General features: G+C 56.7%; 20 protein-coding genes. 10 read left to right on the top strand and 10 right to left on the bottom strand.

Features of this window, described 5'->3' with window-relative positions; translation table 11 throughout:
• Positions 1-154: 154 nt before the first annotated feature.
• Positions 155-625 (top strand): Cys-tRNA(Pro) deacylase, encoded by a 471-nt coding sequence (gene ybaK / locus BLT77_RS05355; RefSeq protein ID WP_090363143.1) that lies wholly within the window; start codon positions 155-157, stop codon positions 623-625.
• A gap of 135 nt (positions 626-760) precedes the next feature.
• On the opposite strand, the gene BLT77_RS05350 is transcribed toward ybaK, so the two are convergent.
• The 3 genes from BLT77_RS05350 to BLT77_RS05345 all read right to left on the bottom strand — a co-directional run bounded on the left by BLT77_RS05350 (position 761) and on the right by BLT77_RS05345 (position 6,354).
• Positions 761-3,607, bottom strand: a complete 2,847-nt coding sequence (locus BLT77_RS05350) for an FAD-binding and (Fe-S)-binding domain-containing protein (protein ID WP_090363140.1) — start codon at positions 3,605-3,607, stop codon at positions 761-763.
• 499 nt (positions 3,608-4,106) lie between these two features.
• On the bottom strand, positions 4,107-4,241 hold the full coding sequence (locus tag BLT77_RS20590; protein ID WP_281241962.1) for a hypothetical protein: 135 nt from the start codon (positions 4,239-4,241) through the stop codon (positions 4,107-4,109).
• Positions 4,242-4,674: 433 nt separating this feature from the next.
• Positions 4,675-6,354 carry an L-lactate permease gene (locus BLT77_RS05345; protein WP_090363137.1) on the bottom strand — a complete coding sequence of 560 codons (1,680 nt, stop codon included), beginning with the start codon at positions 6,352-6,354 and terminating at the stop codon, positions 4,675-4,677.
• Between the two features lie 1,074 nt (positions 6,355-7,428).
• On the opposite strand from BLT77_RS05345, the gene BLT77_RS20450 reads away from it, so the two are divergent.
• Both BLT77_RS20450 and BLT77_RS05335 read left to right on the top strand, forming a co-directional pair.
• Positions 7,429-8,553, top strand: a complete 1,125-nt coding sequence (locus BLT77_RS20450) for a cation:proton antiporter (protein WP_090363134.1) — start codon at positions 7,429-7,431, stop codon at positions 8,551-8,553.
• Positions 8,554-8,695: 142 nt separating this feature from the next.
• Positions 8,696-9,445, top strand: coding sequence for a TetR/AcrR family transcriptional regulator (locus tag BLT77_RS05335; protein WP_090363130.1), 750 nt, complete (start codon positions 8,696-8,698; stop codon positions 9,443-9,445).
• Positions 9,446-9,738: 293 nt separating this feature from the next.
• On the opposite strand, the gene BLT77_RS05330 is transcribed toward BLT77_RS05335, so the two are convergent.
• From BLT77_RS05330 to BLT77_RS05315, 4 genes are all read right to left on the bottom strand, one after another.
• Positions 9,739-10,869 (bottom strand): hypothetical protein, encoded by a 1,131-nt coding sequence (locus tag BLT77_RS05330; RefSeq protein ID WP_425431718.1) that lies wholly within the window; start codon positions 10,867-10,869, stop codon positions 9,739-9,741.
• A 58-nt stretch (positions 10,870-10,927) separates the two neighbouring features.
• The gene (locus BLT77_RS05325; protein ID WP_090363124.1) at positions 10,928-11,662 is read right to left on the bottom strand and encodes a cupin domain-containing protein; all 735 of its coding nucleotides are present in this window, start codon (positions 11,660-11,662) and stop codon (positions 10,928-10,930) included.
• Positions 11,663-11,732: 70 nt separating this feature from the next.
• Positions 11,733-12,098 carry a cytochrome c3 family protein gene (locus BLT77_RS05320; protein WP_090363121.1) on the bottom strand — a complete coding sequence of 122 codons (366 nt, stop codon included), beginning with the start codon at positions 12,096-12,098 and terminating at the stop codon, positions 11,733-11,735.
• Between the two features lie 10 nt (positions 12,099-12,108).
• Positions 12,109-13,614, bottom strand: coding sequence for a flavocytochrome c (locus tag BLT77_RS05315; protein WP_090363119.1), 1,506 nt, complete (start codon positions 13,612-13,614; stop codon positions 12,109-12,111).
• Positions 13,615-14,231: 617 nt separating this feature from the next.
• On the opposite strand from BLT77_RS05315, the gene BLT77_RS05310 reads away from it, so the two are divergent.
• On the top strand, positions 14,232-15,809 hold the full coding sequence (locus BLT77_RS05310) for a S8 family serine peptidase (protein WP_218126903.1): 1,578 nt from the start codon (positions 14,232-14,234) through the stop codon (positions 15,807-15,809).
• A gap of 47 nt (positions 15,810-15,856) precedes the next feature.
• Here BLT77_RS05310 and BLT77_RS05305 read toward each other — a convergent pair whose 3' ends face one another.
• Positions 15,857-17,380, bottom strand: a complete 1,524-nt coding sequence (locus BLT77_RS05305; protein WP_090363115.1) for a phospholipase D family protein — start codon at positions 17,378-17,380, stop codon at positions 15,857-15,859.
• Positions 17,381-17,595: 215 nt separating this feature from the next.
• On the opposite strand from BLT77_RS05305, the gene BLT77_RS05300 reads away from it, so the two are divergent.
• Entirely contained in the window at positions 17,596-17,808 is a 213-nt protein-coding gene (locus BLT77_RS05300; RefSeq protein ID WP_090363112.1) for a hypothetical protein, read from the top strand.
• Between the two features lie 9 nt (positions 17,809-17,817).
• On the opposite strand, the gene BLT77_RS05295 is transcribed toward BLT77_RS05300, so the two are convergent.
• On the bottom strand, positions 17,818-19,041 hold the full coding sequence (locus BLT77_RS05295; RefSeq protein WP_090363468.1) for a 4Fe-4S binding protein: 1,224 nt from the start codon (positions 19,039-19,041) through the stop codon (positions 17,818-17,820).
• Between the two features lie 264 nt (positions 19,042-19,305).
• Between BLT77_RS05295 and BLT77_RS05290 the strand changes: the two genes are divergently transcribed.
• From BLT77_RS05290 to BLT77_RS05275, 4 genes are all read left to right on the top strand, one after another.
• Positions 19,306-19,485: a hypothetical protein gene (locus BLT77_RS05290; protein WP_090363110.1), complete on the top strand. Its 180-nt coding sequence runs from the start codon at positions 19,306-19,308 to the stop codon at positions 19,483-19,485.
• Positions 19,486-19,843: 358 nt separating this feature from the next.
• Positions 19,844-20,794 carry an HlyD family secretion protein gene (locus BLT77_RS05285; RefSeq protein WP_090363107.1) on the top strand — a complete coding sequence of 317 codons (951 nt, stop codon included), beginning with the start codon at positions 19,844-19,846 and terminating at the stop codon, positions 20,792-20,794.
• Positions 20,787-21,713, top strand: coding sequence for an ABC transporter ATP-binding protein (locus tag BLT77_RS05280; protein WP_090363104.1), 927 nt, complete (start codon positions 20,787-20,789; stop codon positions 21,711-21,713). Before BLT77_RS05285 ends, BLT77_RS05280 begins: the two co-directional genes overlap by 8 nt.
• Positions 21,710-22,804, top strand: a complete 1,095-nt coding sequence (locus BLT77_RS05275; protein WP_090363101.1) for an ABC transporter permease — start codon at positions 21,710-21,712, stop codon at positions 22,802-22,804. Before BLT77_RS05280 ends, BLT77_RS05275 begins: the two co-directional genes overlap by 4 nt.
• Positions 22,805-22,852: 48 nt before the next feature.
• On the opposite strand, the gene BLT77_RS05270 is transcribed toward BLT77_RS05275, so the two are convergent.
• Positions 22,853-23,575, bottom strand: coding sequence for a TetR/AcrR family transcriptional regulator (locus BLT77_RS05270; RefSeq protein WP_090363098.1), 723 nt, complete (start codon positions 23,573-23,575; stop codon positions 22,853-22,855).
• 204 nt (positions 23,576-23,779) lie between these two features.
• On the opposite strand from BLT77_RS05270, the gene BLT77_RS05265 reads away from it, so the two are divergent.
• Entirely contained in the window at positions 23,780-24,820 is a 1,041-nt protein-coding gene (locus BLT77_RS05265) for an efflux RND transporter periplasmic adaptor subunit (protein WP_176819191.1), read from the top strand.

The raw sequence follows: 24,820 nt of genomic DNA, 5'->3' as shown, positions 1-24,820 counted from the left end.
TGTTTCTGGGCGAATATACCTTTTTTAGCAACACAATCATCGGCCATTATTCTGTTTCAACTCTTGTCAGCAGTGGATTTGTGATCCGCTCTGGCCGCGAATGGGCCCGGCTGTGGCATACTAGGTGGCCTGTACGTCTCGATTACGACCTGTTATGACCCCTGCTGTAAATGCCGTCAAGAAAGCCAAAGTGGCTTACCAACTTCATCAGTATTCTCATGATCCCGCCAGTAGCTCCTATGGTCTGGAAGCCGCAGAAGCGCTGCAGCAAGATCCGGCCCGGGTGTTTAAGACCCTGCTGGCCGCAGACGACAGCGGCACACTTTACGTGGCCGTGGTGCCGGTAACCGGACAATTGGATCTGAAAGCGCTGGCCAAGGCCGTCAAAGCCAAGCGGCTGGCGATGGCCGATCCCAAGGTGGCGGAGAAGGCCACCGGCTACGTGGTCGGCGGCATCAGTCCGCTGGGGCAAAAGAAGCGACTGCCGCTGCTGCTGGATGCGTCGGCACAGGCTCACGCCACCATTTTTGTCTCTGCGGGGCGGCGGGGGTTGGAGATTGAGTTGGCTCCGGACCAGCTGTTGTCTCTGACCCAGGGCCGGTACGCGGCCATAAGAGGGGGTTAACGGCGTTGTAAGCCATCGGGTAAGGCCTTGTGAAGACTTGAGCATTGCGGGGTTGGTATGAGCGTCTGAGTGAGGCTCAGAGCCCAGACAAAAAAAGGCCACCCGTGAGGGTGGCCTTTGTCATCTCAGGACCGCTTAGGCTTTGGCCTTGGACGCTTTGTCCAGCAGGGTCAGGATGTTTTTGTACGGAATGCCGGAGTGAGTGGTCAGGCCGATCTCACAGGTGGCCGACACCGAGTAGCCACTGGTGCAACCCTTGTCTTTGGTTTCCGCTTTCAGGTTACGCAGGCCGTGGGCGTTCAGCTCCGGGTAGTTCATGCCGCGGTTACCGGCCATACCACAACAGCCAACCTTGTCACGCTCTGGTACCACAACGTCGGATGCGCACAGCTTGGCCAGGCCAACCAGGTCATCGACGATGCCCATCTTACGACAGGTACAGGTTGGGTGCACCGCGATCTTCTCTTCGATCTTGGTGATGTCCAGCTTGTCGACCATAAACTGCATGGCGAACTCCTCTGGACCGAGCATGTTCAGGCGCTTGTCACAGGCACGGCGCATCCGCTCCAGACAGGCGGTGGTTTCCACCAGAATCGGGTGCTCACCGTTGTTGGAGACTTCCAGCAGCCACTTGGACAGCTCGTCAGACTTGCGATCCGCCTGCTCGTCGTGACCGTAAGACTCCCAGGACTGGCCACAGCACAGACCCTGAGGCTTCTCACCGCACAACATTTCGATGTTGGCTTTTTCGAACAGAGACTTAATCGTCTCAGGGATCGAACGCTGGTCCTTGTTGCTTGGCGCAGTACCCAGCATGCGGTTCAGACAGGCAGGGAAGTACACCGCTTTGGTGTCACCTTTGGTGGACATCTCAGGCAGGGCCTTACCACGTTTAGGCATCCCTTCAGTCCACTGAGGAATCGGCATACCCGGCATGATCTTACGGGCCAGGCCGGTCACCGCACCCATACCGCCTTCGCCAATCACGGCACGGGCGATGTCGGTGGCACCCAGGGCAAAGCGGGCAACCCCTTCCAGATTGTCGTACTGGTTGGCGGTAAAGTTGGCGATCTTCTTGTCCATGGAAGTGGCGTACTTGGCGCGCTGCTTCTTGATGAACTTGCCGGTATCGATGCCCATAGGACAGCCCAGTTTACACAGGCCGTCGGCGGCACAGGTATCCATGGCGTAGTAGGGGTAGTTGGCCTTCAGATCCGCCAGAACCTCCGGCTCTTTACCGGTGGTTTCCAGGGTCTTCATCACTCGGGCGACGGCGGTACGCTGACGCGGTGACATGGTCAGGCTGTGGGCCACACAGTGCTGCTCACAGAAGCCACACTCGATGCACTTGTCGATGAGGTCGTGCACCTTAGGCAGTGGCTTAAAGCCTTTGGAGTGACAGTGTGGGTCATCGTTGATGATCACGCCCGGGTTGAGGATGCCGGATGGGTCCATCACCTGCTTAACCCGCTTCATCATGTTGTAGATGTTGCTGCCCCACTCCTTCTCAACGAAGGCGGCCATGCCGAAGCCGGTGCCGTGTTCCGCTTTCAGGGAGCCGTCGTACTTGGTGGCAACCAGTTCTACGACCGCCGCCATGAAGTTGTCGAAGCGATCGATCTCAGCCTGGGTGCTGAAGTCCTGGGAGAAGATAACGTGGTAGTTGCCTTCCAGGGCGTGACCGTAGATCACCGCATCGTTGTAGCCGTGCTCGAAGGAGAGGTTCTGCAGATCGATGGTGGCCTGGGGCAGCACCTCGATAGGGAAGGCGATGTCTTCGATGATGCAGGAGGTGCCAGCCGGACGCATGGAACCCGCCAGAGGGAATACCGCTTTACGGATGGCCCACATGTTGGCGATTTCTGAGCCTACCTGAGTAAACTCGGCCGGCTTGTACAGACCATGCTTGGCCATGATAGCGGTCATCTTGGCGATGTTGGCGTCGATCTCTTCCTGGCTCATGCCGAAGGTTTCGAACAGTACCGCGGTGACGTCCTTGTGGATGTCGGCCAGGAAATCCGGAGTCTCGTACTTGGACGCGGCTACGGCTTTCAGGGCGAAGTTATCCAGCAGCTCGGCAGCGTTGGTTTCATCGAAGGCGTCTTTGCGCAGCTCCACAATCGCTTCACAGGCGCCGCGCAGGGAGTCGAAGTACACCATGGCAGAGGCGGAGTGAGAGGACTTGACCACGCTCTTCATGGTGACTTCAGACAGGAAGCCCAGAGTACCCTCTGAACCCACCATCAGGCGCAGCATGATGTCGAACGGGTCGTGGAAATCAACGAAGGAGTTCATGCCGAAACCGGTCACGTTTTTGATGGAGTACTTACGCTTGATGCGCGCAGTCATCTCTTCGTCGGCGGCGATTTCGTCGCGAATCTGTTCGATGCCTTTGATCACTTCAGGGTGCTTGGCGGTGAACTCTTTACGGCTGGCTTCGCTGGCGGTATCGAGAACGAAACCGTTGGCCATAACGATGCGGGCCGATTCAATCAGACGGTAGGCATTGTGGTGGGTACCACAGTTCATGCCTGACGCGTTGTTGGCAACAATACCGGACACCATGGCCGAGGCGATGGTGGCAGGATCGGGACCAAACTTCCAGCCCAGAGGGTTGAGCACCTGGTTGACCTTGGCACCGATAACACCGGCCTGCAGTTTCATGCGGGCACCACCATCGAGCACTTCGTACTTGTCCCAGCCACTGCCGGCAACCATCAGGATGGAGTCGGAGATGGCCTGACCGCACAGGGCGGTACCGGCGGCCCGGAAGGTGACCGGGGTCTTGTTGGCATGACACTCCGCCAGGGAGGCTGCCACTTCAGATTCGGTCTTCGGGTGAACAACGATCTGTGGACGTTTTTGATAAAAAGAAGCGTCGGTACCCCAGGCTACCCGGCGAAGGTAGTCGGTGTGAACGCGGTCCTGGTCAAGAATCTGGTTAAGTTTGTTAGCCAGTTCACTGTAGTTAGCAGTTAGCACTTTTTTATACCCTTATATTGTGTACCAAGGGAGTTAAATATTTGAACAAATATTTATTGCACTTGGTATAGCCCGCACCTGGATCACATTTATTCAACATGGATACTATGCCACAAGGGCATTTCTACATCTTTGGACGAATGACCGAATATAGAGTTAAAAAACACCCTGGTTTTTGTGCGGATGAACAATTTTATCGAAGAAAAATTCCCGGCGAGCTCTGGAGGACCGGGGTCGGTCTATCTCATTAGCGCAGAAGTGGGTTAAAGATGGAGGCAGCTCAATAAGGCGGTCGATTGCAGAGCGTCGTCCATCGACCGGATCCATCACGGAGTTGATCTGTTGCCCAGGGTTGGCACACAGGTATCCCGTAAAACTCAACACGCCTTAGCGATTCACCATGGTGACCGATGCTCCAAAGAATTCGCTCCATCAGCGCCGCTTGGTTAATCATCTTCTTGGCTGTCATTTTTGCCCGCCTGCTGCAGTTTAATGCCTGTTACGGCTTACCTTGGGTACCCATCAGATTTCTGGGTTTTCCCTGAAACAGAATTGACAACCGGATGCTCGCGAGTTGCCCTTTCACACAGACGGCCATGGCATCACCGGTCTCCAGCAGGCGCTCGTCTTTCATGGCCGGGATCACCCATTATGTGCCTGGTTAAATCGCAGAGGCTCTCCTGGTTCGATGATCCGACCAGGCGCGTTCGTCGTCACCATGGAAACCGGAATGCTCTTCGTTGGGCGTTCTGCGATGCGTCGGACTATGGATTCGTCGAACCTTATTGTTTGGTTGTGTGCACAATTCTCTTGTCGGCGCCTATGCGGCGGAGATGGTGGTAAATGAGGGGGGGGGTTATTTAGGTGTATGGGGATAAGTGTTTTCGTGTCGTGGGCGCCAAATACGACTTCTGACCTATTGTAATATAAGTTAAATTTGGCAGTTGCTTATTTTGCGGGAGTGTAAAATGTGTTGATTACGGCAGGAAGACGAAGTGGTATGGGTTATTTTTCGCAATAAAAAAGCCGGACTCTTTGGTCCGGCTTTTCAGTTCTTCTAGAAGGTGTTAGAACCCACCCCAGAAGAAGGCGATGGTGCCGGCCACGAAGGCGTAGGCAAGTGCAACAGGCATGGTCTTCCGAATGATTTCGGATTCGCGGCCAGCCATACCTACAACGGTAGCGGCGGCAACCACGTTCATTACACACATCATGTTACCGGCGTTAGCACCGATGCCCTGCAGGGCCAGTACCAATGCGTGGTTCATGCCGATGTTGTCTGCTACAGAGAACTGCAGGCCGGAGAACATCATGTTGGAGAAGGTAGCGGAGCCAGACAGGAAGGCACCGAAGATACCAACGATTGGCGCAGTCCATTCCCAAACGGCACCCATGGTGTTAGCCAGCAGGTCAGCCAGTGCCTTAGGCATGGACATCAGGCCTGCGGCGTTTTCACCGGAGTTCAGGAAGATCTTCACCATAGGAACCGAAGCGCCCAGGGAGATGATGGTTGGGATCATGGACTTGCAAGAGTCTGTGAAGGCACCGGAGAACGCTTTTGGCTTCATCTTGAAGATGAAGAAGCCCAGGATACACACGGCCACAAAGAAGGCGCCAGGTGCGTACAGGGTTTTGAAGCCGGAGCTCAGAGAGGTACCCATCAGGCCAGGCCAGCTGATGTTAAAGCTCAGCAGGAAGCTCTTCAGAGGAGCAACAACCCGGGACAGTACCAGCAGGCCGGCCATTACCAGGTATGGGGTCCAGGCGGCGGCTTGGGAAAACTGAGGCTTGGTGACGTCGGCGCCGGCAGCTTGTGGCTGGCCTTCAGTGGCAGACGCGGCCTTGCCGTCGTTTTCAGCAAAGTCGTTCCAAGGCTGAGCGGGCAGCAGGAAGCCTTTCTTCGCAGCAGGGATAACCACAGCCATACCAACCAGAGCACCGATGACGGATGGGAACTCAGGACCAGCGAAGTAGTTGATCAGCCAGGCTGGGATGGTGAAGGCCAGACCTGCAAACAGGGCGAACTTCCAGATAGCCAAACCTTCAGCGAAGGACTTGTTGCGGCCAAAGAAGCCTGTCAGTACACAAACCAGTACCACAGGAATCAGTGAACCGGTCACCAGGTCGATGGTGATCATGTGCATGGCAATCTGCTGAGCGTAGTCAGCGAAGGTTGCGTTGGCACCCAGTGCGGCGATTTGCTCAGCGGCCATGGAAACGCCACCGGCGTCCAGACCTTTGTCCATACCGAACAGCACCGGCAGGCCGATGGCACCGAAGGAAACTGAAGTGGAGTCAGCAATCAACGCGACAACTGCAGCAGCCAGTGGCGGAACACCCAGAAGTACCAGGAGTGGAGCGCCAATGGCAGCTGGAGTACCGAAGCCTGCAGAACCTTCAATGAAGGCGCCAAACAGCCAGCAGATGATGATGACCTGAACTCGGGCATCGGCACTGATGTTGGTGAAGCCCGCACGGATGGTATCCATGGCGCCGGAAGCTGCCAGCGTCTTCAGCAGGAAGATTGCACCGAAGATGATGGTTAGCGGGGTTATCGCATCTAGCATACCCTGGACGACGGACGCACCAAGAATGGTGGTGTCCATCTGCCAGATGAAGGCAGCTGCTAAACCGGTTAATACTGCAGAGATTGGCATTGCCTTTGAAGCAGGCATGCGCAATAGCACCAAAAATACAAGTACCGAAATAATCGGTGTGAGCGTTGCGAGTGTCTGTATGAGATTCACGCCGTTTTCCCTTCTATTGAGGAATGATTACTTTCTTTCACTTTCACTACGTCAACTGAAAATTATTAATCCACAGCTGAACGCTAGTAATTGGTAGCGTATTCAATAGCGGAAAGCGGGAAAGAAAATTGATCCAAATCAATGTTGATGAACTTCACATTTTAGTAGCAATCGGGAATGAGTTTCTCATCCCAATTGGTGAATTTTTGTGATCCATGGCATTTTTGCGCGCCTTGCGCCAGTGATGTGGATCACGTTTTTTTTCTTGCTTTTGAAACGAAAATTTCACAACTTGATTTAACGCTTATAAATCAATATCTTAGATGTGCATTCGGAATTCATAATGTTTCGTTTTTAGCATCCCTTAATGTGAATGGTTGTCATTATCTGAACTCCAGGTTGAATATCGCTCAATAAAATGAATTTTACTTCTTGAACCTGATTAGAACCTCTTTAATCTAAAAACTCATTTACCAGCGGATATTTTGTTTGGTCGCACTGGAATGTGTAGGAAAATTACGAACATAATGTCGGCTCATGGCTATTTTGTGGCTTCATTTGAATTTTAATTACATGTTTTAATTTGGGTGAAAACACCGCGTTATGTTTCGATAATCTTCGTCAATTGTCCTCTCAAATACTTGGAAAGCTTTGGCAATTCCGATTCTGTTATGGTTTGAGGCCCGGCTTTGGGCCTGTCCGTTGGGGCTGGGGCCGCGGATTGCGGGGCCTGCCGCCGGATGGAAGACCATGGCCCCAGTCGGTCAGACCCATTTCGTTAACCAGTCGATTACGAACCGGCCTCCAAATACTCACAACTGTTGGGGCCGGCGCCAAAGTGAGCGATGGCTCGCAGAATTTGCTGGTTTTAGGAGCTGAATTCGATCGCTCCGTTGCCGCCGGGGAGGCTTTCGGCAACTTTGCCTGTCTGTGAGCCATGGGGGATGACCATGGCGTAGCGGGTTTGTGGCCAGTTTGTGGCCGGGTCCTTTGGGGCGTCCAGAGGCAGTGCAGTGGTGGAAATGCCTACTATGCTTAGATAAATCAGTTATCTAATAAGGACTCAGGGCGATTTTGGAATCGAGCTGGTTACTGGGTTTGGGCGCCATTACTTTGGTGGTGGCAGCGGCCCGTCTGGAATTGTTGGTACGCCACCCGCTGCTGCTGCTGCTGGGGGTGGTGGTGGGCCAGGCGGTCACTGGATTCGGTTGGCAAACCGGGGTGACGGCCGCGGACCTGGCCAGGGGGATCTACTTTTTGCTGCTGCCCTGGTTGATGGTACAGGGGGCGTTGCACCTCTCCCGCCGGCGGCTGTCCAGGCTGTGGCCCTGGGTGATAGTCCCCTCCAGTCTGGTGTTTGCGGTCACAGTGACGGTCGTGGCGCTGATTCTGTATTTCAGTATTGATCACCCCGGATTTCCGCTGTTATCGGCGGTGATCGCCGGTGTGTTGCTGGCTGCCGCCGATCCCAGTTGGAGCTCGTTGCTGATACCGCAAAAGCGGGGACTGCTAGTGCTGCTGGAGGGCGAGGGCCTGTGGGGAGAGATGTTGGCCGTGGTGGGGTTGATGCTGTTGACGACCGCGGGCTCTTTGCAGCAACTGCAACCGCTGTCGCTGAGCTTGGGATTTTTCTGGTTGATGCTGGCCAGTTTGGTGCTGGCGTGGTGTGCTCACTGGCTGATGAGGCCACTGTTATCCCGAGCGCCCAGACTGTTGTTGCCCTTGAGTTATCTGCTGTTCTGGGGAGCAGAGTGGGGCTTTGGCTTGTCCGGGGTGGTCACCACCGCCGTGGCAGTGTTGCTGCTGTCCCCCCGCATCGATGCCGCCAGTCGGCCCTTTATTGCCGAGGGCGGGCGGATGTGGGCCGACGTACTGGTGTTGGTGTTGGGGTTTAGTCTTACGCTGTCGATGTTTACCGAGCGCTACTGGGTCATGGGGATGGCCATTGTTGCTTGCCTGGGCGCCCGGGTGCTGGTGTTGGCGCTGATCGCCTTGATACCATCACTGCCTTTAGTCACTGACAGTCGCCGCCTGTGGTGGCGCCTGCCGGTTCATGGCCCGGTGACCCTGGCACTGGTGTTGAGTCTGCCGGTGTCGGTCACTGCCTGGTGGACCATTCAGTCGGCCTGTTATGGGGTGATTTTGTTTGAGTTGTTGATTCAGCGTCCCTGGGTTGCCAGAGGTTTGCTGGCCCGGTGAATGAATTGGGTTTATTTGTGATCTCGAGTGAATGGAAAACGACAGGTTAATGTGGCAAATGTGAACTGCTGCGGACTGGGCCACCCTGTTTTTAGTACAATGACGCCGGCTGTTTGAAGCCGGTTCTATAGGTAGTGAACGTATGCAATGCCCCCATTCCGATGTACAGATTGAACGTTGTCACCGGTTGCTCGATTCGACGGAATCCTTGATCGAAAAGCAGGGTCTGATCTCCTTTAAGCTGTCCCAGGTCAGTAAAGAGTCGGAGCTGTCTAACAGCACCTTCTATAAGCTGTTTGAAAGCAAGGAAGATCTGTTGGTGTGCTGCTTTCTGCGTAACGCGACATCCAATCATTTTTCGGAATTTGAGCGTTTGTATCCCGAGCTGACGTCGGTCGAAAAGGTTCTGATACCAATAATCTTTAGTTTTGAAGCTACCTATTTTTCGCCGACTTTTAACCTGGTTCGTCAAACGGCGGTGAACAGCATGATATGGCGCCTGGCCAGCCCTGAGAAGGTCAAGGTATTCGAACAAAGAATCAATCAGTACTGGTTAGCCAACAACGATTACCTTGCACTCGCAGTGAAGCAGGGAGATTTGATCGCCACTCAGGATGAGGTGCGTGAGCACGCCCAGGCGATTACGTTTTTTCTCAGTGGTTGCCTGTCCTCATTTGAGAGTCGCTTGATTGATAGACAGTTTCTCCATGAAAAACGACAGACCCTGTTCCGGCAGTTACAAAGGGTTTTCTTGCCTTATGAGTGGAAAGAGGAGTTGAGTCTGGCGAAGTTTGAGCGCATGGGGATGCGGGTACACATGTATTACCAGGCTAACCGTGACAGCTTCAACAGTTGCCGTAACTGTCTGGCGATGCAAAAGGAGGGCGCCTAGGAGCTTTGCGGGGATGATGACTCTTTATAAAAAGGCTCCTTAAGGAGCCTTTTTACTGCTTGGCTGCCATGTTGACAGGGAAACGGTCCGATTCGAGCAGCGCGGCAAACAGGGTTGGCTGCGTTCCAGGTTTCAGGAGTTCGAGTGTCACCAGAAAGAGGATTTAATGAAGGGGCATGGCGGCTATCCGCCCCTGTTGTCACTGCTGCGGGCGTTGTCGTGAAATCGTCAGCAACTAAAAAAGCGGCACCGAGGGGCGCCGCTTGGGGGACAGGAGTGATGTTGGTTTTGGCTTAGAAGTAGTAGCCGAAATTGATATTGATGCGCTGATCCCAGCCGTCGCCCGCTTCTTCCAGGCCAACGTGGTCGTCCATCTCGGTGGAGAAGGTCATGTTACGACCCATGACAAAGTCAGCCATGATGTACAGCGGCCCGGCGGCAATGGCGGCGCCAGTCACGTTCTGGTAGCTGTTGTCAAAGCTGTCATCGTCGGTGTCGGGAGTCATGATGCCAAAGTCGTTGTATACCTTGACGCTGCCCCAGCTGGTGGGGAAGGTTTTGGCGATGTTGAAGTTGTAGGCCTGGCCTTTCGAGGCGATCTCATACTGCCAGCTGACGACCGAGACACCGATCTTGTTGCCGTCTACGCCCGCCTGGTTTTCGGCGTCGTATTCGTACTGCATCGCCTGCAGTTGAATGTTCCAGCCGTTGAAGCTGGAGTCCAGGTGAGCGGCGATGGCATAGCGATCGCCATTTTTCTCGGTTTTGCTGTTGTAGATCTGACCCCATTGAACTGAACCGCCAATGGTGGTGCTGCCGCCGTCGTGGGCCAGGGTGTAGGTCTGGCGCAGGTTCAGCTGGTTGGTTTCTTCGTTGGCGTACTCGGTGCCGTTGATGGTGCCGGTGTACAGATCGGTGGCGTAGCGCTTGTTCTCCGAGGCGCCGTACTCCGGGTTCTTGTAGAAGCCCAGGTCGGTGTGCCACTGGCCGTTATCAAAGGTGGCCTTCAGGCCCACATCATGATCGTCCTCGAAGCCCAGGTAGTAAGGAATACCGAACCACCAGCTGTTGGAGATGAATTCGCGGTTGCCGAAGGGGACCTTGTTGATACCAAACTGCAGCTGCCATTCCGGGCTGACGTCGTAGTAACCGTAGCCGTACTTGATGTAATCGGTGCTGGAGGTAAAACGGTACTCCGAGGCCAGGCCCCAGTCGCCGTGCTTGCCGTTGAACTTGATGGCCGCCATATCAAACGTCAGGTCGCCGCCCTTGTCTTTGGAGGCGTCGCTGTAGAGCTTCATGCCGTAGTTAACACGCACCGCGCCGCCGATGCTGATGCCGTCTTCTTCCTGGGCTTGAACCGGGGTGGTCAGCAGGGTAAGGACCGCCGCTGCCACCGTGGAGAGTTTGGTTAGGTTTTTCATTATTTCACTGCCTTAAAGGGAGCCGGCAGCACCGGCTCCAAAAAATAGTTGGATCTGTTTATTTTTTGAACTTGTCTTGGTTGGTACCGTATGGGCCCAGATCCATGGCGGCTTTGCGCAGGGCATCGATGCGATCAAAGGCTTCTTCGGCTACGCGCAGGTTCTTCACGTCTTTGCGCCAGTAGTATTTGAAGCCGTCGAAATGGGCGTTTTTCGGGTACCAGTACATCACTCCAAAGCCCTGCTCATCGGTGATGGGGGTGTTGTGGATGGTGTTACCGGGAATGTAGAAGTACTGTCCCTTTTCCATCCACTTATACTGGCCGTCTGCCAGAGTGCGGGCACGGCCTGAAACGGCGTAGTAACACTCAGGTTGGCCGTGGAAGTGGGGGGCGTGGTCAGACTTGCCGCCATTGGTGATGCCGATAACTACCGGGGCGTCGGACAGCTCTTTCCACAGGTAGCCGACCGGGGCATTTTCCAGTTTACAGTCCTTGGCTTCCATGATGTTGCCGTCGTCGTCCATGGTCTTACAGAATCGCTGATCCTTGGCAATGGAGTCATTGGACTGAATGGTGTTGAAGTCAACGCGACCCGCTTCCCAATCGGCGATGTACTGCATCACCATCGGGTCTTTACACTGCTCGGGCATGGTGTCCTGAGGCGTGTAAGGGGTGCTGTCGTAAGGGATTGCCGTGGCTTGCTGGTAAGGCAGTTGGGCGTGCTCCAGATGGGCATTGGCCAGCACAGAGCCGGAGCAGAATACGCCGATTAGTAATGCAAGTTTTTTCATCATCTTCATCCTATTGGAATGGTACTTTGTTGTTTTGGTCGACACCGGAGCCGCTCCGGTGTCGAGGGTGTTACATCACGTCAAACCAGGTGCGATGGCACTCGGAGCACACAGGCGCTTTTTGCTGATGCTCCGCGTGGCACGCCAGACAGCTGGCGCCCTGGTTAAAGTGAATGCTCTTGTGCGGATTGGCTTCTTCGAGCACCAGCTCGCGGGTGATCTCGATGTCGTTAATGTTGCCGTGGCAGTCCTGACAAGCGCTGTCGTCGACGTATTTTTTGGCGGATCCCGAGTGGCAGGCTTTGCACCCCTCTTCATACAGGAACTGGTGGTTGTCCCGGCCCTTGATGCTGCCTTTGACCTTGGTCAGTTCGCCAGCCTGGGCGGTCGCAGTGAGAGCCAGGCCTAGCGCCAGGGTTAACAGAATTGATTTCATGCTGTTCTCCTTAGGCGTCAGCTTTAATGGTTTTGGATACGATGATGCCCATGGTCAGGCACTCCAGGCAGGAGGTGGAGCTCAGCCTGGCCCGGCCATGCACGCCGCCGGTGACTTCCCCTGCCGCGTACAGCTTCTTGATTGGTGTCATGGTGCGACCATCGAGTACGCGTCCATCCAGGTCGGTTTTCAGGCCACCCATGCAGTAGTGGACTTTGGGCCAGACACGGGAGACCACGAAGGGAGCCTTCAGTATCTGAGCGGTGTCCATCTTGCGGCCGAACAGGGGATCGATCCGCTTTTTCACGTTCTCATTGTGCTCTTTGACGCTCAGCTTCAGCTGCGCCAGTGGTACGTTGAACTTCTCTGCCATCTCCTCCAGGCTGTCTACTTTCCAGGCCATCTCATCCCTCAGGGCCCGCATGACGCGATCGTCGCCCGGATGGTCATCGTGGTTGAAGAACACCAGCGGATAGGCGGGAGTGCCGTCCGGGTAGCGGTTCTTCATGATGGCGGTGGAACAGGTCAGGCGGTCGGCGCGCTCGTTCATGAAGCGTTTTCCGTCCAGGACACTGACGGCCATCCCCTCGTGCCAGCTGATGGATAGCAAGGCTACCGACCAGCCGAAGCCGCCCTCATCGGGAGAGCCCCAGTGGCCGGTCTGGATCATATCCAGGTGTACCGGCAGGGCACCGTGAGCCATGGCGGAGAGCATCACCTCGCCGGTGGCACCGAGGTGGTTGGTGCCGTCCAGGGTGGGGTCCAGTGATGGATCCACCGCGGCGCGCAGGGCCATGTTGCGGGTAAAGCCGCCCGAGGCGCAGATCACCGCCTTGTTGGCCTTGATGCGGATCAGCTCGCCGGTCTTCTGATCCGGGAAACGGTAGCCCCGGCGAACCACGACGCCCTGGACCTCATCACCGACCCGGATGAAGTCTTCGATGTAGTGTTGCAAGCGATACTCGATGCCCTCCCGGGCGCCGGCTTCATAGAGTTTGGTAGTGTAATCGCCGCCGGTACCGTGCTTGCTGCGAATGGCGCGGGCTTTGTTGTGGCCACCGACCTGGATGTTGAAGTTTTTGCGAAACTCAACGCCGGCATCCTCGCACATATGGTAAGCGTCCAGAGCGTGCTCGGCGATCTGGGTCAGCATCGCTTCGTTGGCCATGCCCCGGCCGGAGATCATCTGATCTTTTACCAGCTCGGCCGGGCTGTCGTCGCTGATGCCTTGAGCCAGCTGAATCGGGTTCTTGGGTACCGCAAACCAGCCGCCATTGATGGCGGAGTTACCGCCGATGACTTGCATTTTTTCCAGTACCAGTACTTTACCCAGCCCCTGACGCTGAGCGTTCAGGGCGGCGGACAGCCCGGCAAAGCCTGAGCCGATCACCAGAACGTCGACCTCTTCGTCCCAGTGTTGTGTCCCTTCCCGTGCGGCCAGTGCCGGCATGCTGGCGGATAGCCCTCCAGCGGCAATGCCAGCCCCCAGTTTGAGGAATGAGCGTCTGTTAGACATGGTTTCTCCAAGTGCGATTGCTTGTTTTGATGAGCTCAGAGTACGGAAAGGGAGCAACAGACACCGTGACGCCTTCACAGACAAAAATTTCTCATGGGACGGAGAGTCAATGAAATATTTTACTTTGGCGGGGTGAATTTTTGGGTTTGGGTGTTAATGAACCGGAGTCAATTCACAGAATGTCCCGCCACTGTGCTGAGGCACCGAGATCGGCGTCACGGTTGAATCGTGATCGAGTTCAAAACAAATTTTCTTCCGGTACAAAACTGCCCTCAAAAAAGGGAACAGGTCTGTCCAGAGGGGCAGGTCATTGCAAGTTTTTGATTTTATTTGGCAAGTGAAAGCATCTCCTCTCCTTGAATGGAAATGCTTATAAAAAAACTTTTTGGTTCCACTATTTCGGCTAGCTTTAGTGTCGATGGCTGCAATGTGGCGAGATTGTTTGAATAAGTCGCTGTTAAGGCGAGCAGCATCAGGTTAACGCCCTGGTTGCAGCCACGGGTGATTGCTTTACGCCTGCGTTTCCCTAAGGTTAGGGTATCGTTGTCACAGTCTGGAGTCGTGACACCTCGGGATACGGGGTACAACTATAACTAAGGATAAGTTAGGTAGAATTTATGACTCTGATGAAGAAGACCTCCTTGGCGCTGTCTTTGGCGGCCGCCAGCTTGCTCAATGTGGGCTATGCAGAAACTCAGGAACGTTACATCGTTAAATTCAAACCGGGTAAAGGCCAGGGAGTGGCCGCCAGTGTTGCCCAGGGAAAGGGACGGGTTGAGCGCCAGCTTTCCGCCCATGACGCGATGGCGGTCAGCTTGCCGGCCCAGGCGCTGAAGGCACTGGAGCGCAACCCGAACGTAGAGTATGTAGAAGCGGACGTGAAGCGCTACATGATGTCCGAAACCATCCCTTACGGCATTCCTATGGTACAGGCTGACCAGCTGTCCGATGCTGCCGCCTCTAACACCCTGGTGTGCATCATTGACTCCGGTTACGACGGCCAGCACGAAGATCTGAACCACAACGGCGCGGTCCAGGGTACCAGTGACCCGGGAACCGGAGACTGGTTCACCGACGAAAATGGTCACGGCACCCATGTGGCCGGCACCATTGCCGGGGTAGCCAATAACGTCGGTGTGGTGGGCGTACTGCCTAACAGCAACCTCAACCTGCATATCATCAAGGTGTTCAGCGCCGATGGCTGGGCTTACTCCTCCGGTCTGGTGGCCGCGCTGGATGCCTGTAAGGCAGCTAAGGCCGATCGCCAGCTGGATAACATGGTGATCAACATGAGCCTGGGCGGTTCCCGCTCCAACCGTACCGAGATGCGGGCCTTCGAACAGGCCTTTGGTGAAGGGGTATTGAGTATCGCCGCGGCTGGCAATGATGGTAACACCCGTCACTCCTACCCCGCCTCCTACGATTCAGTGGTGTCCGTTGCGGCCATAGATGAGAACAAGGCTGTGGCGGATTTCTCGCAGCAGACCAACCAGGTCGAGTTGGCGGCACCCGGGGTGGGCGTACTCTCCTCCGTGCCCATGGACAGCGCAGCCAAGTCTGATCTGACCGTTGACGGCAGCGCTTATGCTTCGGCGATGATGGATGGCTCTCCCATTCAGTCCGTGTCCGGTGACCTGGTGGATTGCGGTACCGGCGAAGCCTCCTGCGCCGCCTCCGGCAAGGTTTGCCTGATCGCCCGCGGTAACGTCAGCTTTGCCGATAAGGTGCTTAACTGCCAAAGCAACGGTGGTATCGGTGCGGTGATCTACAACAACGAGCCGGGCATGCTGTACGGCACCCTGGGCGAGACTTCGACCTCCATCCCTTCCGTAGGAATCAGCGACAGCGCCGGTGCCGCCCTGAAGGCCAGCCTGGGTAGGGCTGACCTGGCGGTGTCCACCGATCACTATGCCTACTTCGATGGTACCTCCATGGCGACTCCGCACGTGGCTGGCGTGGCGGCACTGGTGTGGAGTCATAATCCGACCTGCAGTAATTCAGAAGTGCGCACCGCATTGGCCAGTACTGCCGAAGACTTGGGGACGGCGGGCCGCGATGATGCCTATGGTCATGGCCTGATTCGTGCCTACGACGCGCACCTGGCCCTGGCCAGCTGCACCGGCAGTAGCGGAGGCGGTGACACCGGTGGTGGCGGCGGTAGCGATAAGCCCGGTAAAGGCAAAAAGAACCGTTAACCCTTGATCAGGGGCCGGCAATCGCCGGCCCTTTTGTATGGGGCAGATTACAGCTGGTCTTCGATAGGGAGCCAGGTCATTAACCAGGCGCCCATCCGTCGCCACACGCTGGCGTCGGGTTCGGAGGAGAGCACGGCTCCAGTCTGGTCATCGTGCCAGCGCAACTCGCCATCCTCCAGGCTCAGGCGGTAGGTTGATTTGGGTATCTGTTTTTCCAGCGACTGGGTCATCAGCTTGGCCAGCTTCGGCGAGTCGAACAAGACCCCCATCTCGGTATTGATGAGGGCGGAGCGCGGATCCAGGTTGAAGGAGCCGACGAACAGGGTACGGTGATCAAACACCATGGTTTTAGCGTGCAGGCTGGCCTGCGATGAAGCAGCCCAACTGCCAGGCTTGATACCGGGACGGCGCTTGGTTTCGTAAAGGGCGATGCCGGCTTCCAGCAACTGCTGTCGATAGCCTCGATAGCCGGAGTGCACCGCGACCACATCGGTGGCCGCCAGCGAATTGGTGATGATGCTGATCTTCAGACCGCGGCGGGCCATGGCCACCAGGTTATCTGCACCGGCCTGGCCCGGTACAAAATAGGGGGAGACCAGCAGCAACGAGTCGTTGGATCTGCGAAACTCTTCGGCGAGGGCGTCCACCATCAGGCTGGACTCGGGGCTGCTGCTGTCGGCCTTGTGGGGTGAGTCGGCCACCACCCGGGTTCGTGACCAGTACAGAGGCAGTTCACCCCGTTCGAGATGAGTCACCAGCTCGGTTTCGTAGAGACTGTCGATGTAGGCTTGTTGTTGCTTTTTATCGGCGTCGATGCGCTGTTCAAAGGCACGCGTGATTTCGGCCGGGTTGGTGCTACGCGTTGTTTCCACCAGGGCATCGACGGGAATGGCGTAGTCACTGTTCCAGTAGTCATCGAACTGAGTGCTGATGTCGATTACCGCCGGCCCGATCAGCAATACATCGAAATCACCGAAGGCAATATCATGGCTGGCGTCGAAGTATTCGTCGCCGATGTTGCGGCCACCGGTGATGGCGACACTGTTGTCGACAATAAAGGCTTTATTGTGCATGCGGCGGTTGGTGCGGTCGAAGCTGCCGACCAACTCCAATCCCCGCCATTGGCGTTTGGTGAACGGGTTGAACAGTCGAACCTGAATCTCGGGGTGCTGATGCAGCACTGCCAATGCTTCATCGTTGCCCGAGGTCTGCATGTCATCCAGCAACAACCGGATCCGGACACCCCGCTCGGCGGCTTGCCACAGGCTCCACAGCACAGCCCGGCCGGTATCATCATCCCGGTAGATGTAGGTTTGCAGGTCGATGCTGGCCTGGGCATCGGTGGCGGCCTGGAGTCGGGCGATGAAGGCTTCACGGCCGTCACCGATAGGGTACACCCCGGATTGGCCCGGGTGAGCCTGCTGCAAGGCTTGAATGGACTCCCAGGCCTGCTGGTTGGTATCCGGGGCAATGGCGTAAGACTCGGGTTTACTCACCTGGGGCAGGGAGGTGGCGCAGCCCGCAATAACCACAGGCAATGCCAACAGCAGAATTCGTGCAACAAGGGTCATGGCTACGCTCACGAAGTATTGAAATAATAATATTAGCAATGAGTTAGAGCGTAGAGCAAAAAATACCCATTAGCAGAGGCTGGCTGAGAGAGGGGGATGGCTTTTGTACTGGTAACGCCGTGGCCTGGCTTGCTCAGGATTAGGCTGACAAGTGACGTTTGACACTGAAGCTGAGCCAAACTAGAAATAAGCTCAGAGCATTGGTGGAGGCGATCATGTTAAGCCTGGAAGAAGGGGTACGCCGCCTGGGGCAGAGTCAATTAAGCCGTGAACAGATCGTGGAATTGGCACAGTGGAAGGATTCCCTCACCGGGGATTCCCAGAGAGTGGCCGAACGGGCCTGGGATCGCTATCTGCACCGTCTCGATGAGCGGGGGATTGTGCGAGTGTACGCGGCTTTGGGTCAAAGCCGCTGCGGTTCCCGTTAGTCAGCCGGGTTACATCCCCAGGCTGTCCAGCATCTGTATCAGCTGAATGCGGATCAGTGGGTCGGTTTCGCTGTGCCATGTTCCGGCGAGGTGTGCGATTAGCGGCAGCAGCAGCAGGGTGATGACCAACAGGACAAAGAGGCCGTTGGCGCTGACCTTACGCTGATTAGGCAGGCTCAGTGCCAGTGCCTGTGCCCGCTTGGGACAGGCGCTGATACAGCGAAGGCACGCCTGACATTCATCGCTGTGAATCCGGGTCTGCTGATGCACGGCAATGCCGGCGGGACAGGCGCGGCTGCATTTGTCGCAGGCCAGCCCTTTGCTGTTGATCAGGCAGTGATCGGACTGGCGCTGAATTTTGAGTGGGCTCAGCAGGCTGAGTAGGCCCATCAGGGCTCCGTAGGGGCACAGGTAGCGACAGAACGCCTGGCGGCGCCACATCGATGCCACAATCAACCCCGTTCCCATCAGCAGCGTCAAAGTACCCGGTTCGACAAAAAATTGGGCCATTTTGACGTCGGCCATAATGTGATAGGAACTTTTCAGGTATCCGGGCAGTGCCATGGTTGGCAGCGCCAGCGCCACCACGTACACCAGTGCCGATGCCAGCACGTATTTGATCATTCGCAATGGCCCGTCCAGCCTCGGAGGCACGTTGCGCCGGGCGGGGAGCAGGCGGTCGCCCAGGCGATGCAGGTACTCCCCTGCCAGCCCCAACGGACACACCCAGCCGCAGAAAGCCCGTTTGAACAGCAGCCCGCCCAGCAGCACCACCGTCAACATCACCATGGCAGCAGGATGGTGGTGGTCCAGGTGGCCGGTTTCGATGGCTCCCCGAAGCCCCAGGCCGCCGGCGATGGGCAAAAAGGCATCCACCACATCCGGCCGGGGCAGGGGAGGCGTCAGCCCTTGGCCGAGAAACCACAAATGAATTCCATACTGAGCAGCGACCACCAACATCGATAGCGCCAAAGTATGCTGGCACAGCACGCGCAGGCGCTGAGGGTCGACCTGAGTGAGCCAGTTTTCCCCCCAGCGGCTACGATGCAGCGCAGCAACCAGTGTTATAGCCAGGGTAACGGTCAGCCACAGGGTGGCCTGGTTGGCGATCAGCAAGGCGGCCGCCAGAGTCGACATTAGGGTCAGGGCACCGTAATGATGTTGACTGGCGTGCAACAGGGCGGCAGCGTAGCTGAGTCCCAGCCCGATAGTCAGGGCTTCAATAATGGTCATAATCATTGCTAAAAAAGGGGGGGTAGTGCTGTTGATTTTAGGTAAGAACTTGATTTAACAATGTGATCTGCCTGGGCTATTGTCTGAGAGCCGACAGCAGGATGAAAAAATGTGAATCAGCCCCCCCTGGCGTCGAGGTGCGCTGTGAACAAAACCGGAGGCGGGCCGCAGAAATGAAAAAAACAGCGTATCGAAGAGATTTTTCTCTTAAGGCCCGATTTAATGGGCTGAGGCTGGTAGCCTTGGGTGGCGCAGGGAGAGGCCATGTTCAGTCAATTTTTTATTCTGGTTTTCGGTCTTGGGTTGGCGGTTGTGGCCGCCTGGAAAGGCCGTCTGATGGTCTTTGCCGTGGCGGCGGTGTTGCTGTTGCTGACCGGTATTAACCTGAGGGTATGGTTGCAGGAGTCTCATAGCCGCAAGCGGCCAGGGGAGTCCGACCCCTAGTCCGGCCGCTTACGGCCTTTTATTCCCCTTCGGATTTTTCCGCTGAGGGTCTGGGGGGCCTCGGGGACGCTTGGTTACCACCTGGCGGCCATACAGGCCATCGTTGTCCACTATTTCTTCAACCGTTCCGAAGGCGGGCCCCACTTTTTCAGCATGAGCCTAAACCTAACCGGCGAGCACATCAGTCCATCGCCGAAGTGGGGCTGCCGGTGGGTCCCTCGCAGGAGAGTTAGGCCTTTACTCTTTGTCACGCTTGAAAATTCATCAAATTGTACTCACAGTGAGAATTGAGTTTGTAGTGAATTTAGCCGGTTTTCGTAGACTGGTGGTCTACCCCTGTTCGGAGACGTGTACCCCTATGAAATGGAAATTGTTTGCTGTGATGATGGCGTTAGCGCTGGGAGGCTGCACCGACCCGGTGCCGACCGAGGCGCTTGGCACCCTGGAGCGGGATCGGGTGATCCTGACGGCGACCGCCAATCAGATTGTTCGTCAGCGGCCGATTAAAGAGGGGGAGTTTGTTCGACGCGGCGACATATTGGTGGTGCTGGATGACAAGCAGCAGTTGGCCGTGGTGGCCCGGGCCAAGGCTGAGCAGGCGAAAGCGGAAGCCTACCTGCTGCGATTGACCAACGGTGAACGACCGGAAGACATCGCGGCGGCACAGGCCAAGGTGGAGCGGACCAGCGCCACCCTGCTGGAGGCGGATAAAAGTCTGGAGCGAGCGTTAACCCTGGTGGAAAAGAAGCTTGCCAGCGTGGCGACCCTGGACAGCGCTAAAGCCAACCGGGACGCGGCTAAAGCGGATCAGGATTTGGCCAGAGAAACCTTGGCGAAGCTGATTCGGGGGAGCCGGGTAGAAGACATCACCCAGGCCCAGGCGGCACTTCATGCCAGCGAAGCGGAAGTGGCATTGCAGGAGCAGATTCTCAGCGATTTGACCGTGGTGGCGACCCGGGACGGCATTCTGGACAGCCTGCCCTATAACATTGGTGAGCGGGTGCCCACCAATGGCATCGTTGCCGCCATCCAGGCTGACATGACCCCCTTTGCCCGGGTGTATGTGCCTGAACCCTATCGGGTTCGGCTCAGTGCCGGTACCCGGCTGATGGTGCACGTTGATGGCGACGAACAGAGCTATCAGGGCCAGATTCGTTGGATAGCGACCGAGCCGGCTTTTACCCCTTACTACGCTTTAAATGAACAGGATCGAGCCAGGTTGGTGTACCTGGCCGAGGTGATTCTGCCCGAATCTGCCCGTCACCTGCCGTCGGGCGTCCCCGCCCAGGTGGAGATGCCCCATGACTGAATACGCCATCAAAGCTGAGGGGCTGGTGCGCAAGTTTGGCAATTTCAAGGCTGTCGATGGTCTGAACCTGACGGTGCCCACCGGCAGTATCTATGGCTTTCTGGGGCCTAACGGCTGTGGCAAGTCAACCACCATCCGCATGTTGACCGGCCTGCTGAGCCCCACCCAGGGCAGTGTCGAGGTACTGGGACTGTCTATCCCCAGGCAGGCGGAAGCCCTGCGCCTTCGGATTGGCTACATGACCCAGAAATTCTCACTGTATGAGGATCTGACCGCCAGGGAGAATCTGCAGTTTATCGGTCAGATCTACGGCATGCCGGATCGGCAGTTGAGTCAACGCATCGATGAGCAGCTCACCACCTACGGCCTGACCCGGCTGGCGACGCAGCGAGCGGGAGGCATGAGTGGCGGCCAGAAGCAGCGACTGGGGCTGGCGGCGGCCACCATGCATAAGCCGGATTTGTTGTTCCTGGATGAGCCCACCTCGGCAGTGGATCCCGAGAATCGCCGTGAGTTCTGGGAGCAGCTGTTTGATCTGTCCGATGCCGGGACCACCATCTTGGTGACCACCCACTACATGGATGAAGCGGAGCGCTGCCACGCCCTGGCAATCATGGAGGCGGGCATTGTCCGAGCCGACGGCGCACCGGAAACCCTGATGAACGACATGGGGGTGTCGGTGGTGGAGGTGGAAGCGGTGGGCTTGCGGCAGCTTAAAGAGCAGCTAGTGTCCTTGCCGCAGGTACGTTCTGCCGCCCAGCTGGGGATTCGATTGCGGGTGTTGGTGGATACGGCCATTGAGGATCCCATTGCCTGGTTGCAACAGCAGCAGCCGGCGCTGCGCCATGGTCGGCTGACCCTGGCCCGCCCCAGCCTGGAAGATGTGTTTGTTACCTGCACCGGGGAGGGGCGGCAATGAACAGCGTATTTAGGATTAAAGCCATTGTCTTTAAGGAGTTGCGCCAGCTGTCCCGGGACAGAATCACTTTCGGTATGGTGGTGATGATCCCCCTGATTCAGCTGCTGCTGTTTGGCTTTGCCATCAACACCGATGTGCGCAACATTCCGGTGGCGGTGGTGGATCAAAGCCAGTCGGTGCTGGGGCGGGTGGTGACCGAGTCGGTGAAAGCGACCCAGGTAGTGGAAGTGAAACAGCGGCTGGCGACGGTGGCGCAAGCGGAGGCCGCCATCGGCGCCGGGCGCGTTCGGGCCGCTTTGGTGCTGCCGTCGGATCTGAATCAACGCGCCGCCCAGGGGCGTCAGTTGGGGCAGTGGCTGGTGGATGGCAGCGATACCATGGTCAGTTCGGCGATTTTGCAGTTTCAGTTCATGCCCATTGCCGAGATGGCCAGTTTTTCCGGGGTAAAGGAGAAAACCTTTGAGGTGGCGCTGTTTTACAACCCATCGAGGCGCTCGGCGGTGAACATAGTGCCTGGCCTGCTGGGGGTGATTCTGACCATGACCATGATCCTGTTTACCTCGGCGGCCATTGTCCGCGAGCGGGAGCGAGGCAACCTGGAGCTGCTGATCACCACGCCGGTGCACTCTCTGGAGCTGATGGTGGCCAAGATCATCCCCTATATCTTCATCGGTCTGGTGCAGGTGGCCATCATCCTGGGCCTGGGAGTGACGGTATTTGGCGTGCCGATCAATGGTGAGGTGAGTCAGATACTGTGGGGAACCCTGCTGTTTATCGCCGCCAGCCTGACACTGGGGTTGGTGATCTCCACCATTGCCACGACTCAGCTGCAGGCGATGCAGATGACGGTGTTTGTGCTGCTGCCCTCGATTTTGCTGTCTGGCTTTATGTTCCCCTATGAAGCGATGCCCAATGCCGCCCAGTGGATAGCCGAGGTGTTGCCGGCGACACACTTTATGCGCATCATTCGCGGGGTGGTGTTGCGTGGCTCAGATCTCATCGCCATGTGGCAGGATGCCCTGTGGCTGGCGGGCTTTACTGTCATAGGGCTGGCGGTGGCGTCAACCCGGTTTAAGAAGAGCCTGGATTAATCGATGTCGGTGGCGACACCAGGGCCCGCCAGTCGGGGCTCTGGAGGGTTAAGTCTCGTCACACAGGTCGTCGGGGGTGCAGCGGCTCCAGGGGAGGGCGACCTCTTCCAGGGTGGCCGGCCTGGGAATCTTGTCGTTGCTAATGCCCAGAGGATTGGCCAGCAGTTGGCAGGCAAGCATCCAGTGCTGGACCCTGGCCTTGTCCAGACTGGTGTCGTACACGTCCACCAATAACGGCGCCAGAGTGGCCGGGGCGTCGGTGAACATGCAGATCAGCCACTTCATCTCTTTGACTTTCATCCCCTCCAGATAGCCTTGTGCCTGCACCGCCCGGAGCTCGGAGTCAAACAACGCTTCGATATCGGCGGGAGCGTCCTGGAAGTAATTGAATAGCATCTCATTGTCCCGAACCGCATCCACCATCAGCCGCATCGGCCTCGGGTCGCACAGCTGGGTGGCCAGAAATCGGCTGATCAGCGAGAAGTAACGTTCGTTGGCCGGCAGTTTGGGATCCAGCTCAGACAAGATGGTTTTAATCTGCATCAGTACGTCATTCAGCACCCGATCACAAACCTGCTCCCAGATTTGATGCTTGCTGCCAAAGTGGTGGCGGATCAGGCCATGGGAGACCCCGGCACTGTCGGCAATCTCGCGGACCGATACCCGATCAAACCCTTTTTCGACAAAGAGTTCACCTGCGACACACAGGATCTGCTTACGGGTTTGCTGCGCCGAGTTGGCACTCTGTCTACCGGAACGTTTTGCTGTCATTGCTTCTCACTCATTAGCCTCGCCCAACTCGGCGCCTTAGTCGAACCATCTTGCTATACATTTGTATAGCAACAGTTGCTATCCGCCCGTGTAGTATATAAGCTATACGCGTGGATAGTAAATTACTCTTTATGGTGTCACGTGGTTTCAATGTTTAAAACTGCAGTAAATCCTCTCTGGAAACGGCATCGGCGCTTGGCGCTGTTGACCGCTATTGTAATGGCCTGGGCCGGTTATGCCTATTCTCAGGCTCAGTTTCAGCCCGATGGCGGTCAGCCGTCGCCGGCGGTGGTGCAGCCGGTGAAGGCGATGGTGATTGGTAAACAGGTACAGTCGCTGCCGTTTGCCGCCGAGGTTGAGGCCAGCCGGCATGCACAGATGGGGTTTCGCATTCCAGGTCAGCTGCGCGGCGTGTATGTGCGCATGGGTGAGCCGGTGTTTGAGGGCCAGTTGCTGGCGGAACTGGATCCCACCGATTACCGGTTGGCGGTTCAGTCGCGGCAGGCGGAGTACGACCTGGCCACCATTCGTGCCGAACGGGATCAGCGCCTGTTTGCGCAAAAGCTGATCAGCGAAGATCAGTTCGATCGCACTCAGACCGACCAGGTGGTGGCCAAGGCCCGCCTGGTTCAGGCCCGGAGCGATCTCGATGACACTCGAATTCGGGCGCCGTTCAGTGGCTATGTATCGATGACGTTTGCCCGCGCCAGTGAAGTGATGGCCGCCAATCAGGTGGTGATGAGCGTCGAGAACAACGATCAGGTGGATGTCAGCTTCAACCTGCCGCTGCAATACGGGCAGGAACTTCGTCAAACCGGTGAGCTCAATGCCGGTGTGGTGTTCAGTGGCCATCCCGGACGTTATGCCAATGCCCGCATCAAGGAGTTCGCCTCCCAGCCGGATCCGGACACCAACAGCTACCGCATTACCTTGATTATGCCGCGCCCCAAAGTGGTCAATGCCCTGACGGGCATGACCGCCTGGGTGGAGCTGAATCGTTTGAATAACACCATGACACCGGTGACCCTGCCCCAAGGGGCGTTGATCAGCCGGGTTGGCCATCAGGCCAAGGTCTGGCGCATCCATCCGGAGCACAGCACCCTGGAGGAGAGGATGGTGGAGCTGAACGGCGACGGCACTTTGAAGTCCGGGCTGCAGTCCGGTGACCGCATTGTCACTGCCGGTGCCAACCGGCTGCATGCGGGGCAGTTGGTGCGCGTGTGGGAAAGAGAGCGGGGAATTTAA

The sequence above is a fragment of the Ferrimonas sediminum genome (assembly GCF_900100175.1).
GTDB lineage: Bacteria > Pseudomonadota > Gammaproteobacteria > Enterobacterales > Shewanellaceae > Ferrimonas > Ferrimonas sediminum.
Note: the sequence above shows the minus strand (reverse complement) of the source record. Positions and strands in the feature narration are given on the sequence as shown.